The organism is Streptomyces hyaluromycini, from assembly GCF_002217755.1.
Classification (GTDB): Bacteria; Actinomycetota; Actinomycetes; order Streptomycetales; family Streptomycetaceae; genus Streptomyces; species Streptomyces hyaluromycini.
In genome coordinates, this window is the sequence record NZ_BCFL01000016.1 from 1 (window position 1) to 12,851 (window position 12,851).

Below are 12,851 nucleotides of genomic sequence, written 5' to 3' on the forward strand. Positions count from 1 at the left end.
TTATCAGAAGTTCTGAGTCGGAATTTCCACCCGGTCCGGGGTACCTGGATCCAGCGCATGAAGCACTGGGGTTCCCGGCTGGGCGGAGCCGTAAACGTACTGGAGCGGGGCGCCTCGATGCAAATCGAGGCGCCCCGCTCCTGGTTCACGCGTACGAGGGGTCGTACGAACGCTGTACGCGCGTCAGACCTCCACGACCACCGGGAGAATCATCGGCCTGCGGCGATACCTGTCCGAGACCCACTTGCCGAGGGTGCGCCGGATGAGTTGCTGCAGCTGGTGGGGTTCGACGACGCCGTCCTGGGCCGAGCGTTCCAGGACTTCCGAGATCTTCGGCATGACGTCGGCGAACGCCGAGTCGTCGATGCCGGAGCCGCGGGCCTGGACATGGGGACCACCCGTGATCTTGCCGGTGGACGAGTCGACGACGACGAAGACCGAGATGATGCCCTCGTCGCCGAGGATCTTGCGGTCCTTGAGGGCCGGCTCCCCGACGTCGCCGACGGAAAGGCCGTCGACGTACACGTAACCGGCCTGGACCTTGCCGGAGATCTTGGCCTTGCCCCCGACGAGGTCGACGACGACGCCGTCCTCGGCGATGACGATGCGGTCGTGCGGGACGCCGGTGAGGGCGCCGAGCTCCGCGTTGGCGCGCAGGTGGCGCCATTCGCCGTGGACCGGCATCAGGTTCTTCGGCCGGCAGATGTTGTAGAAGTACAGCAGCTCACCGGCGGAGGCATGGCCGGAGACGTGCACCTTGGCGTTGCCCTTGTGGACGACGTTGGCGCCCCAGCGGGTCAGGCCGTTGATGACGCGGTAGACCGCGTTCTCGTTTCCGGGGATGAGTGACGAGGCCAGGATGACCGTGTCACCGTCGACGATGCGGATCTGGTGGTCGCGGTTGGCCATCCGGGACAGGGCGGCCATCGGTTCGCCCTGGGAGCCCGTGCAGACCAGGACCACCTCGTGGTCGGGGAGGTCGTCGAGCGTCTTGACGTCGACCACCAGGCCCGGCGGGACCTTCAGGTAGCCGAGGTCCCTGGCGATGCCCATGTTGCGGACCATGGAGCGGCCGACGAAGGCGACGCGGCGGCCGTACTCGTGGGCCGTGTCCAGAATCTGCTGGATGCGGTGGACATGGCTGGCGAAGCTCGCCACGATGATCCGCTTGCGCGCACCGGCGAAGACCTGGCGCAGGACGCTGGAGATGTCCCGCTCGGGCGGGACGAATCCCGGGACCTCGGCGTTCGTCGAATCGGCGAGGAGCAGGTCGATGCCTTCCTCGCTCAGCCGTGCGAACGCGTGTAGATCCGTCAGACGACCGTCCAGCGGAAGCTGGTCCATCTTGAAGTCGCCGGTGTGGACCACCATGCCGGCCGGGGTGCGGATGGCCACGGCCAGGGCGTCCGGGATGGAGTGGTTGACGGCGATGAACTCGCAGTCGAAGGGGCCGACGCGCTCGCGCCGTCCCTCCGCCACTTCCAGGGTGTAGGGGCGGATGCGGTGCTCCTGGAGCTTGGCCTCGATGAGGGCGAGGGTCAGCTTGGAGCCGATGAGCGGGATGTCCGGCTTCTCGCGGAGGAGGAAGGGGACGCCGCCGATGTGGTCTTCGTGGCCGTGGGTGAGGACGATGCCCTCGACGTCGTCGAGGCGGTCCCGGATGGATGAGAAGTCCGGCAGGATCAGGTCGATTCCGGGCTGCTCCTCCTCGGGGAAGAGCACTCCGCAGTCGACGATCAGCAGACGGCCGCCGTACTCGAAGACGGTCATGTTTCGGCCGATCTCGCCGAGCCCGCCCAGCGGGGTGACGCGCAGGGCGCCTTCGGGGAGCTTCGGCGGCGGGGCGAGTTCAGGATGCGGATGACTCAAAAGACTCTCCTCACCACGCACGCCACGTACCGGTCGGGCACGTGGCGTGCGTGACGTTCGTGCATAAGCAGTTGTCGTTGTCCTTGCAGGGTGCGGGCACCGGTGGTCCCGCTTCTTCAGTTGTGAAGCGTTGCTGCGCGGACGGCCGCGCAGAAGTCTGTTGTCAGAGTTGTACCCCGCCGGCGGCAAGATCGATCTTGAGCTGGGCAATCTCCTCGGCCGAACATTCGACCATGGGTGCGCGCAGGGGTCCTGCGGGCAGTCCCTGGAGGGCGAGCGCGGCCTTGGTGGTCATGACTCCCTGGGTGCGGAACATGCCGGTGTAGACCGGGAGCAGCTTCTGGTGGATCTCGGTGGCCTTGACGACGTCACCCGAGGTGTACGCGTCGACGAGGGCCCGCAGGTCGGGGGTGACCAGGTGGCCGACGACCGAGACGAAGCCGACCGCGCCCACGGAGAGCAGCGGCAGGTTCAGCATGTCGTCGCCGGAGTACCAGGCGAGGCCGGACTGTGCGATGGCCCAGCTCGCGCGGCCGAGGTCGCCCTTGGCGTCCTTGTTGGCGACGATCCTCGGGTGCTCGGCGAGGCGGACGAACGTCTCGGTGCTGATCGGGACGCCGCTGCGGCCGGGGATGTCGTAGAGGATGACGGGCAGCCCGGTGGCGTCGGCGACGGCCGTGAAGTGCCGGTACAGGCCCTCCTGCGGGGGCTTGTTGTAGTACGGCGTGACGACCAGCAGGCCGTGTGCGCCGTCGCGCTCTGCCTGGCGGGCCAGCTCGGTGCTGTGGTGGGTGTCGTTGGTGCCGACTCCGGCCACGACATGGGCGCGGTCGCCGACCGCCTCCAGTACGGCTCGTACCAGGTCCGATTTCTCCGCGTCGCTGGTGGTGGGGGACTCGCCGGTGGTCCCGTTGATGATCAGGCCGTCGTTGCCTGCGTCCACCAGGTGGGTGGCGAGCCGCTGTGCGCCGTCGAGGTCGAGCGCGCCGTCCGCCGTGAAGGGCGTGACCATGGCGGTGAGGACCCGCCCGAAGGGGGTCTGCGGAGTGGAGGTCGGAGCCATGGGTTACACGCTACTCGGTGCTCACGGCACGGTCTGCCCTTGGGGTGCGGGGAAAGTCCGGACAAATGCGGAGCCCGGCACTGCCTGCTCGGGGGTTCAAGCAGTGCCGGGTCCGTTTGATCAGGCTAGATGAACTTCGCTAAATGCCGCAATACGGACACTTCTCGAGGCTGACCCGTACATCTGTGCCGAGCACGACAAGAAGCGCGATCGACGGGCCTCGTCCGGGCTACGGCGCGACCCGGCCGTTGGCGTTGAAGGCCGCGTGGGTGAGCGGCATGAGCCTGGCCCACTCCGCCTCCATCTTCTCGCCGACCATCTCGATCTCCCGCTGCGGGAAGGACGGCACCTTGGCCAGCTCGTGCTGGGTACGCAGCCCGAGGAAGTGCATCAGCGAGCGGGCGTTGCAGGTGGCGTACATCGAGGAGAAGAGACCGACGGGCAGCACCGCACGGGCGACCTCGCGGGCGACACCGGCGGCGAGCATCTCCTGGTAGCGCTCGTACGCCTGGATGTACGACTCCTGCATCGAGCGTTCCACGATCTCCTGCTGGGCCTCGGTGCCCGGCACGAACTCGTACTTGCCCGGACGCCCCTGCTGCACCAGCTTGCGGTCCTCGCCGGGGACGTAGAAGACCGGCTGGAGTTCCCGGTAGCGGCCCGACTCCTCGTTGTACGAGTTGTGGACGACAAAGCCGTTCGCGAGGAAGTTGTGCCAGGGGCCTTCCACGGAGAGGTCGTAGGTCATCTCCTCGCCGTCCGCCTCGATGGCGACGACCTGGTCCGGCACCGCTTTGGCGATCTCGCCGCCGCGCTGGGCCAGCGCCTGCTCCCCCGCGCTCTTGGTCGCATGGCACGGCTCGCAGGCCGGAGCGAGGTTCTTCTCGTCGAGGGCCTGGAGCAGGTCACCGGCCACCGGGACGACGTGGTCCAGGGCGAGCTGCTCCCGCGGGAAGTCCTGACCGCACAGGTGGCAGGTGTCGGTCTCCTTGATGAGCCGCTCGCGCTGCATCGAGGTCCATACGCCGATGCCGCGGCGCAGGCTCGGCGGGACCAGCCCCTGCGACGGGCGCGGCGCCGTACCGGCGACCAGGACGGCATCCCCGACGGTGAGCTCTCCCGCCTTGCACCAGCCCTCGGGGGTGAAGAGTGCGTGGTCGACCGTGCAGCGGAGGGTCTTGCCCGAGGCGGTGGTGATCTTGACGAGCGGCTTCACGCCCGACTCGATCACATCGACGATCCTCGCCCGCTGGGCGAGCAGGGTTTCCTCGTCGTAGCAGCGCACATGGTTACGGCGGACCGATTCGAGCTTGCGGATGCGGGTGCTGGGGTGCAGCTCCCGGAACTCCGCGACGGCGGACTCGGCCGCCTCGCGGTTCTCGTACAGGCCGAGGTAGTGGTCGGTGTCACCGCGCCGCACCTGGGCCATCCACTTGCCCGCCCGGCTGTGCCACGTCACGCCCCCGGCCGAGTGCGGCAGACGGTCCTCGACGCCGAGGTGCCAGAGCTCGTACAGCTCGGCGATGGTGCGTCGGCGCAGGTGACCGGCCTCGCTCTCCAGGGTGATCTCCGTGTCCCCGGCGATGCACCATCCCACCCGGTGCCGCATGAACTCGCGGAAGACGAAGATCGGTGCGCTGATGAAGAAGGTCATCGAGTTGTGCTCGAAGGGGCTGCCGTGCCGGTCCCGCATCAGGTAGTTGATGAGGCCCTTGGAGCGCTCCGGGTCCTTCGTCAGCTCTTCCAGAGACTGCTCGCCGGCGGTGGAGACGCGTGCGGCCCACAGCACGTCGGAGTCGGCCGCGCTGTGCTTGACCAGGTCGACGGTGACATCGCTCCGGAAGCTGGGCTTGAGGTCGTCGGCGGGGGTGTCGGTCACGGCTCGGAGGGTCCTTCCATCACTTCTCTCGGGCGGCGCCCACTCTACGGCCCGGCACCGACAACGGGGCGTTCGGTGCCGGGGCGCGACATACACCGGCGAATTTCTGTGAATTCGGTGAAACCGGGCACCTTTGGGGTCACTCGCCCGTCTGTGTAGATGACAGACAGTCGTTCGATCCCGAGAGGGGATGCACCGCCCATGTTCGGTCGGCGCGAACCAGTCCCGTTCGCCTTCCTCGCCGAAGCCGACAGGTTCCGCAGCAATGTCGCTCCCCCGCCCCGCCAGCGGTCGTCCGGGAGTCAGATAGCCGGGCGGTGGCTGCTCGGGCTCACCATCGTGGCCGGGCTCGTGGGCTCGCTGGTGCTCGGTATGCCGGCGCTGTCCACGCCGTCCGACACCGGGACCCAGCAGTCGCAGGCCTCCCAGGGGCGCTGAACTCTTCCGGACCCCCGTGAGTGGTGGGCGGGGACACGGGCGGATAGCCTCACCGGGCACAGCCCACGCATGGATTGAGTGAGGACCAGCCGTGCCCCTGCCCTTCCTGACGGCCGACCGCCCCTATGACGCGGCACTCGACAACGCCCTGCCGTACGACGACCGGGACCGCTGGCGCCGCCCCTACCGGCCCGGGCCGTGGCGGGTCGGCGGGGCCGCCCTGTGGCTGCTGCTCGCCTCGTTCGTGCTGTTCGCGGCGGTCGCCCTGGCCCTGACCGGCTCGCTGTCCTCCGCCGGGGCGGTCCTCGGCATCGCCCTGCTGATCATCGCCGCCGCGCTGCGGATACTGCGCATGGGCGTGTGGGTGAGCGCGCACGGAGTGCGCCAGGTGGGTCTGCTGTACACCCGGACGGTGCCCTGGAAGCGGGTGGTCTCGGTGCGTACGGCGCAGCAGCCGGTGCGCTGGCTCGGTCTGCCGCGGACCGTGCAGGGGCAGGCGCTGACCCTCGTGCGCAAGGACCGGTCGCAGGAGGACACCGGCCCGCTGCTGACCACACACGGGATGGACTTCGTGGGCCGGATGTCGGCCTTCGACCGGGCGGCGGACGCGGTGGAGGCGTGGGCGGCCGAGTACCGGCGCCGGTAGGAGTACATGCGCGAAGGGGGCCGGTCCGCAGTGCGCGGGTCGGCCCCCTTCGTCGTACGACGGCTGCTCAGGCCTCGACCGGCTTGCCGTCGTGCAGGGCGATGGCGCGCTGCATCGCCTTGCGGGCGCGCGGGGTGTCCCGGGCGTCGTGGTAGGCGACGGCGAGGCGGAACCAGCTGCGCCAGTCCTCGGGCGCGGCCTCGGTCTCGGCCTTGCGCTTGGCGAAGACCTCGTCGGCCGAGTCCCGGTCGATCCGGCCGCCGGGCGTGCGCCTCAGCTCGTCCACGGGCAGGCCGCCCTCGGCGTCGAGTTCGGCGGAGAGGGCGTTGGCCCTGCGGACGAACTGGGTGTTCTTCCACAGGAACCACAGGCCGATCACCGGCAGGATCAGCACCGCCACCCCGAAGGTGACGGTGAGGACCGTGCCGGTCTGGATGAGCATCACGCCCCGGCTGCCGACCAGGACGAAGTAGAAGAGCAGGACGGCGGCCGTGAGGGCGTAGGAGAGCTTCGCGCGCATGAGCAGGGGCCTTCCGGGGCTCAGCCCAGGTCCAGGAAGTTCTCCAGGCCGAAGGTCAGGCCCGGAGTGGTCACCACCCGGCGGGCGCCGAGCAGGATGCCCGGCATGAAGCTGCTGTGGTGGAGGGAGTCGTGGCGGATGGTGAGGGTCTCGCCCTCGCCGCCGAGGAGGACCTCCTGGTGGGCCAGGAGGCCGCGGAGGCGGACCGCGTGGACGGGGATCCCGTCGACGTTCGCACCGCGCGCGCCGTCCAGGGCGGTCACCGTGGCGTCCGGGGCCGGGGCGGTGCCGGCCGCGCGGCGGGCGTCGGCGATCAGCTGGGCGGTGCGGGTGGCGGTGCCGGAGGGGGCGTCGACCTTGTTCGGGTGGTGGAGTTCGACGACCTCCACCGACTCGAAGTACGGCGCGGCGATCTGGGCGAACTTCATCGTCAGCACGGCGCCGATGGAGAAGTTCGGGGCGATGAGCACGCCGGTCTCCGGGGACTGGTCCAGCCAGCCCGTCAGCTGCGCGAGGCGCTCGTCGGTCCAGCCCGTCGTGCCGACGACGGCGTGGATGCCGTGGCGTACGCAGAAGTCGAGGTTGCCCATCACCGAGGCGGGGGTGGTGAGTTCGACCGCGACCTGGGCGCCTGAGTCGGCCAGCGCCTCCAGCTTGTCGCCCCGGCCGAGGGCGGCGACCAGCTCCATGTCCTCGGCGGCCTCGACCGCCCTGACCGCCTCGGAGCCGATCCGGCCCTTGGCGCCGAGGACCGCCACGCGCAGCTTGCTCATCTTCGTCTTCGTTCCTTACCGGTGGTGTGTCAGGCGACGGCGTCGTGCAGGCGGGCGGCCTGTTTGTCCTTGAGCGGGCCGATGACCGACAGCGACGGGCGCTGTCCCAGGATGTCGCGGGCGACCGAGCGGACCTCGTCCGGGGTCACCGCCGCTATCCGGGCCAGCATGTCGTCGACGGACATCTGCTCGCCCCAGCACAGTTCGCTCTTGCCGATACGGTTCATCAGCGCACCGGTGTCCTCCAGGCCGAGGACCGTGGAACCCTGGAGCTGGCCGACGGCACGGCCGATCTCGTCGTCCGGCAGGCCGTACTCGGCGACCTGGTCGAGCTCGTCCCGGCAGATCTTGAGCACGTCGTGCACCTGCGAGGGCCGGCAGCCGGCGTAGACGCCGAACAGGCCGCAGTCGGCGAAGCCCGAGGTGTAGGAGTACACGCTGTAGGCAAGGCCGCGCTTCTCGCGGACCTCCTGGAAGAGCCGGGAGGACATGCCGCCGCCGAGGGCGGTGTTGAGCACACCGAGGGCCCAGCGGCGGTCGTCGGTGCGGGCGAGGCCGGGCATGCCGAGGACGACGTGCGCCTGTTCGGTCTTGCGGCCGAGGAGCTCGACGCGGCCCGCGGTGCGGATCGTACGGCTGCCGTCGCGCGGGGCGATGGGGGACGCCTCGGCGTTCTTGAAGGCGCCGGCCTTCTCGAAGGCCGCGCGGACCTGGCGTACGACCTTGTTGTGGTCGATGTTGCCGGCGGCCGCGACCACCAGGTGGGTGGGGTCGTAGTGCTTCTTGTAGAAGCGGCGGATGCGGTCAGCGGTGAGGGCGTTGACCGTGTCGACGGTGCCGAGGACCGGGCGGCCGAGGGCGTTGTCGCCGAACATGGTGTGCGCGAACAGGTCGTGCACACAGTCGCCGGGGTCGTCCTCGGTCATGGCGATCTCTTCGAGGATCGCGCCCCGCTCGACGTTGACGTCGTCCTCAAGGATGAGCGAGCCGGTCAGCATGTCGCAGACGACATCGATGGCGAGCGGCAGGTCGGTGTCGAGCACGCGTGCGTAGTAGCACGTGTACTCCTTCGCCGTGAACGCGTTCATCTCGCCGCCGACCGCGTCGATGGCGGAGGAGATGTCCAGCGCGGAGCGGCGCGTGGTGCCCTTGAAGAGCAGGTGCTCCAGGTAGTGCGTGGCGCCGTTCAGGGTCGGGGTCTCGTCGCGGGAGCCGACGTGGGCCCAGATGCCGAAGGTCGCGGAGCGGACCGAGGGCAGGGTCTCGGTGACGATGCGCAAGCCGCCCGGGAGGGTGGTCTTGCGGACCGTGCCGATGCCGTTCTCGCCCTTGATCAGGGTTTGGGTACGGGCGACGGCCCGCGCCTCCGGAGAGGTGCGGGCCGTCGTCGTGGAGCTGCTCGACGTCACTTGTCGGTGTCGTCCTTTGCGTCCTCGGCGGAAGCCTCTTCCTCGCCCTCGATCACGGGGATCAGGGAGAGCTTGCCGCGGGAGTCGATCTCGGCGATCTCGACCTGGACCTTCTGGCCCACGCCGAGGACGTCCTCGACGTTCTCCACGCGCTTGCCGCCGGCCAGCTTGCGGATCTGCGAGATGTGCAGCAGACCGTCCTTGCCGGGCAGCAGGGAGACGAACGCACCGAAGGTGGTCGTCTTCACGACCGTACCGAGGTAGCGCTCGCCGACCTCGGGCATCGTCGGGTTGGCGATGCCGTTGATCGTGGTGCGGGCGGCCTCGGCGGAGGGGCCGTCGGCGGCACCGATGTAGATGGTGCCGTCGTCCTCGATGGTGATCTCGGCGCCGGTGTCCTCCTGGATCTGGTTGATCATCTTGCCCTTGGGGCCGATGACCTCACCGATCTTGTCGACCGGGATCTTCACGGTGATGATCCGCGGCGCGTTCGGGGACATCTCGTCCGGCTTGTCGATCGCTTCCATCATCACGTCGAGGATGTGGAGGCGGGCGTCCCGGGCCTGCTTGAGGGCGGCGGCCAGGACGGAGGCCGGGATGCCGTCCAGCTTGGTGTCGAGCTGGAGGGCGGTCACGAACTCCTTGGTGCCGGCGACCTTGAAGTCCATGTCACCGAAGGCGTCCTCCGCACCGAGGATGTCGGTGAGGGTGACGTAGTGCGTCTCGCCGTCGATGTCCTGGGAGATCAGGCCCATGGCGATACCGGCGACGGGGGCCTTCAGCGGCACACCGGCGTTCAGCAGCGACATGGTGGAGGCGCAGACCGAACCCATGGACGTCGAGCCGTTCGAGCTCAGCGCCTCGGAGACCTGGCGGATCGCGTAGGGGAACTCCTCGCGGGTCGGCAGGACCGGGACCAGGGCGCGCTCGGCGAGGGCGCCGTGACCGATCTCGCGGCGCTTCGGGGAGCCGACGCGGCCGGTCTCGCCGGTGGAGTACGGCGGGAAGTTGTAGTTGTGCATGTAGCGCTTGCGGGTCACCGGGGAGAGGGTGTCCAGCTGCTGCTCCATCCGGAGCATGTTCAGGGTGGTGACGCCCAGGATCTGGGTCTCGCCACGCTCGAACACGGCGGAGCCGTGCACCCGCGGGATGGCCTCGACCTCGGCGGCGAGCGTACGGATGTCCGTGACGCCACGGCCGTCGATGCGCTTCTTCTCCTTGATCACGCGCTCGCGGACCAGCTGCTTGGTGAGCGAGCGGTACGCGGCGGAGATCTCCTTCTCGCGGCCCTCGAACTCCGGGAGCAGCTTCTCGGCGGCCAGACCCTTGACGCGGTCCAGCTCGGCCTCGCGCTCCTGCTTGCCCGCGATGGTCAGCGCGGAGGCGAGCTCCGGGCGGACGGCGGCGGACAGCGCCTCCAGGACGTCGTCCTGGTAGTCGAGGAAGATCGGGAACTCGCCGGTCGGCTTGGCGGCCTTCGCGGCGAGGTCGGCCTGCGCCTTGCAGAGGACCTTGATGAAGGGCTTCGCGGCCTCCAGACCGGCGGCGACGACCTCCTCGGTCGGCGCCTCGGCGCCGCCCTTGACCAGCTGGATGGTCTTGTCGGTGGCCTCGGCCTCGACCATCATGATCGCGACGTCGCCGTCCTCCAGGGCGCGACCGGCGACGACCATGTCGAAGACGGCGTCCTCGAGCTCGGAGTGCGTCGGGAAGGCGACCCACTGGCCGTTGATCAGCGCGACGCGGACGCCGCCGATCGGGCCGGAGAAGGGCAGACCGGCCAGCTGGGTGGACGCGGACGCGGCGTTGATCGCGACGACGTCGTACAGGTGGTCGGGGTTGAGCGCCATGATGGTGGCGACGACCTGGATCTCGTTGCGCAGGCCCTTCTTGAAGGACGGGCGCAGCGGGCGGTCGATCAGACGGCAGGTGAGGATCGCGTCCTCGCTCGGCCGGCCCTCACGGCGGAAGAAGGAACCCGGGATCTTGCCGGCGGCGTACATCCGCTCCTCGACGTCCACCGTGAGGGGGAAGAAGTCGAGCTGGTCCTTGGGGTTCTTGGAGGCGGTGGTGGCCGACAGCACCATGGTGTCGTCGTCCAGGTACGCCACGGCGGAGCCGGCGGCCTGCTTGGCCAGGCGGCCCGTCTCGAAGCGGATGGTGCGGGTGCCGAAGGCGCCATTGTCGATGACGGCCTCGGCGTAGTGGGTCTCGTTCTCCACTAGCGTTTTCTCCGTTACTTTCGTCTGCGTTACGTCTTTTGTCCCGGTCCGCCCGTGTGGCGGGGGGACGGTTACGGAGAAGCGCGCCGTGCTGTGCGGGCCGGTCTTCGATCGAAGCACCCGGGGCTCGCTTCCCCCCGGGGGCCACTACCGAGGACCGGCGGCGGCTTGGGTGCGCTTCTCCTTGTTCGTTGTCCTGCTGTGTCAGCTGTCGTGCTGTGTCGTGCGTATTGCGTCCTGCTACCACACTACAAAGCGTGAGTGACACTCCGCACGTTTCCGCACGTACGGCAAAGGGAGCGGCCCCGGGTGTCTCTCCGGGAACCGCTCCCTTCACGGCGTCTTACTTGGCGCCCGCCGCACCGCGGCGGATGCCCAGGCGGTCGACCAGCGCACGGAAGCGCTGGATGTCCTTCTTCGCCAGGTACTGCAGGAGGCGACGGCGCTGACCGACCAGGATCAGCAGACCACGACGGGAGTGGTGGTCGTGCTTGTGGACCTTGAGGTGCTCCGTCAGGTCGGAGATCCGACGCGACAGCATGGCGACCTGGACCTCGGGGGAGCCGGTGTCGCCCTCCTTGGTACCGAACTCGGTGATGATCTGCTTCTTCGTAGCGGCGTCGAGCGACACGCGTACTCCTCGTAGTCTTTGCATGGCCACCGAGTGCCCCCGGTCTTTGTCTCGGGGGAGCTTCCGTTACTCGGGAGGCGGGGATCCGCTGGGCACTGCCTCCAGGGTCCACGGGGGACTCCGGGGGTGCGTACACAAACGGCCGTCGTCCAGGGTACCAGTGCCGGAGGGGGGCTCTGTCCTGGGGTTGTGGAAGAAAGTACGAGCCCGGTACGACCGCCAGTAGTGTGACGGTCACAGCCCATGTACGAGGGGAAGGGGTCGCTGCGGGATGAGCGAGACGGCTGAGGAGATGAAGGCGCGCAAGGAGCGGGAACGGGACGAGCTCTACGCGCTCGACATCTCGGGCGTCGAGTGGCAGTGCGCGCCCGGTACCGAGCAGGACGAGGAGCGGGTCGAGATCGCCTACCTGCCCGAGGGTGCGGTGGCCATGCGGTCCTCGCTCGACCACGGCACCGTGCTGCGGTACACGGAGGCGGAGTGGCGGGCGTTCGTGCTGGGTGCGCGGGACGGGGAGTTCGACCTGGAGCCGAACGAGCGCAACGGCGGTCTGGCCGCGCAGTGAACGGTGGCCCGGCCGTCCGGTGACCGGCGACATTGAAGGGGCGGCACGCGCGCGTGCCGCCCCTTCAATGCGCAATGTCCCCTTTTTCGGGGCCAGTTCGTCCGTTTCCTGCGCGCTCACGCGAACCCGACCTCACCCGGGCCCTCTGCGTCACAGGGGACTCATGGCGAGGGCGGCCAGGATGGCAGACGCCAACTGGTACCCGAACTGACGGCTCTTGCCCGTTTTGTTCATCGCCTGTTCGGCAATACGAAGGCTCCGCACACCACTTCCGGGCAGGGTGTGACCAGGCGGACCTCTGACGAGAGGCGGACGGGCCTGCCGAGGTGCGGCTCGTGGTGATTAGGCTGGGAGGGGGGCGCGACGTCCGGACCGTGAACAGGACGTCGGTTTCCCGAGGGGGAGAGCCGGTGGATCGGACTACCTCACACGAATACGGATGCTGAGAACGACACGACATGGTCGTCGCGCCGGCACGGCATGAGGGTGCTCGACCACACCAGGAGGAACTGTGAGCAGCGATCGGGACGGGATCCGCGGGGGCTGGGCCACACCCGGCGATGACCAGCCCGACGCGGAGTCCCTCAACGAGATGACGGGCGAGTTCACGATCGACTACGCGCCGCCCGCCTGGTACACGCAGAACGCGGCCGACGGTTCCGGTCCGGCGGCCGGTGATCCGGGCGCCGGTGCGGGCTCCGCAGGCGCGTCCGGCACGTCCGGCGCCTCCGGCGCGGAGAGCGGGCCGGGCGCCGGAACGGGTGCTGCGGGTGTCGGTACGGGTCCTGCCGCGCCGCCCCGTTCGCCGTTCCCGCCGGGGGCGCCGATCCCCGGGC

The 12,851-nt window shown here is 69.2% G+C and carries 10 protein-coding genes and 4 pseudogenes; 4 read left to right on the forward strand and 10 right to left on the reverse strand.

Features of this window, described 5'->3' with window-relative positions:
* Nucleotides 1-183 precede the first annotated feature (183 nt).
* The 5 genes and pseudogenes from SSP29_RS00090 to SSP29_RS59495 all read right to left on the reverse strand — a co-directional run.
* The gene (locus tag SSP29_RS00090; RefSeq protein WP_089098382.1) at nt 184-1,869 is read right to left on the reverse strand and encodes a ribonuclease J; all 1,686 of its coding nucleotides are present in this window, start codon (nt 1,867-1,869) and stop codon (nt 184-186) included.
* A gap of 163 nt (nt 1,870-2,032) precedes the next feature.
* Nucleotides 2,033-2,932 (reverse strand): 4-hydroxy-tetrahydrodipicolinate synthase, encoded by a 900-nt coding sequence (gene dapA / locus SSP29_RS00095; RefSeq protein ID WP_089098383.1) that lies wholly within the window; start codon nt 2,930-2,932, stop codon nt 2,033-2,035.
* Nucleotides 2,933-3,161: 229 nt separating this feature from the next.
* Nucleotides 3,162-3,614 (reverse strand): annotated as a pseudogene (thyX, locus tag SSP29_RS61495) (FAD-dependent thymidylate synthase); the annotation flags it as partial.
* A pseudogene (locus SSP29_RS00100) lies at nt 3,615-4,541 on the reverse strand (HNH endonuclease); the annotation flags it as partial.
* A pseudogene (locus tag SSP29_RS59495) lies at nt 4,521-4,811 on the reverse strand (FAD-dependent thymidylate synthase); the annotation flags it as partial. The pseudogenes SSP29_RS00100 and SSP29_RS59495, both read right to left, overlap by 21 nt.
* 201 nt (nt 4,812-5,012) lie before the next feature.
* Here SSP29_RS59495 and SSP29_RS00105 point away from each other — a divergent pair.
* Together SSP29_RS00105 and SSP29_RS00110 are read left to right on the forward strand one after the other, a co-directional pair.
* Nucleotides 5,013-5,249 (forward strand): hypothetical protein, encoded by a 237-nt coding sequence (locus tag SSP29_RS00105; protein ID WP_089098385.1) that lies wholly within the window; start codon nt 5,013-5,015, stop codon nt 5,247-5,249.
* Between the two features lie 91 nt (nt 5,250-5,340).
* Complete coding sequence (locus tag SSP29_RS00110) at nt 5,341-5,895, forward strand: SCO5741 family PH domain-containing membrane protein (protein ID WP_089098386.1); 555 nt, start codon at nt 5,341-5,343, stop codon at nt 5,893-5,895.
* 67 nt (nt 5,896-5,962) lie between these two features.
* Here the strand turns inward: SSP29_RS00110 and SSP29_RS00115 are convergent, their stop codons facing one another.
* From SSP29_RS00115 to rpsO, 5 genes are all read right to left on the reverse strand, one after another.
* Complete coding sequence (locus SSP29_RS00115; RefSeq protein ID WP_089098387.1) at nt 5,963-6,415, reverse strand: tetratricopeptide repeat protein; 453 nt, start codon at nt 6,413-6,415, stop codon at nt 5,963-5,965.
* Nucleotides 6,416-6,435: 20 nt separating this feature from the next.
* Complete coding sequence (gene dapB, locus SSP29_RS00120; RefSeq protein WP_089098388.1) at nt 6,436-7,188, reverse strand: 4-hydroxy-tetrahydrodipicolinate reductase; 753 nt, start codon at nt 7,186-7,188, stop codon at nt 6,436-6,438.
* Nucleotides 7,189-7,217: 29 nt separating this feature from the next.
* On the reverse strand, nt 7,218-8,597 hold the full coding sequence (locus SSP29_RS00125; protein ID WP_089098389.1) for a M16 family metallopeptidase: 1,380 nt from the start codon (nt 8,595-8,597) through the stop codon (nt 7,218-7,220).
* A complete protein-coding gene (locus tag SSP29_RS00130) occupies nt 8,594-10,819 on the reverse strand; it encodes a polyribonucleotide nucleotidyltransferase (protein WP_089098390.1) in 2,226 nt (741 codons plus the stop codon). Before SSP29_RS00130 ends, SSP29_RS00125 begins: the two co-directional genes overlap by 4 nt.
* A 343-nt stretch (nt 10,820-11,162) precedes the next feature.
* The gene (gene rpsO / locus SSP29_RS00135) at nt 11,163-11,450 is read right to left on the reverse strand and encodes a 30S ribosomal protein S15 (RefSeq protein WP_089098391.1); all 288 of its coding nucleotides are present in this window, start codon (nt 11,448-11,450) and stop codon (nt 11,163-11,165) included.
* A gap of 271 nt (nt 11,451-11,721) precedes the next feature.
* On the opposite strand from rpsO, the gene SSP29_RS00140 reads away from it, so the two are divergent.
* Nucleotides 11,722-12,015 (forward strand): DUF397 domain-containing protein, encoded by a 294-nt coding sequence (locus SSP29_RS00140; RefSeq protein ID WP_089098392.1) that lies wholly within the window; start codon nt 11,722-11,724, stop codon nt 12,013-12,015.
* A 511-nt stretch (nt 12,016-12,526) separates the two neighbouring features.
* Nucleotides 12,527-12,655, forward strand: a pseudogene (locus tag SSP29_RS61500) (SCO5717 family growth-regulating ATPase); the annotation flags it as partial.
* Nucleotides 12,656-12,851: the final 196 nt, after the last annotated feature.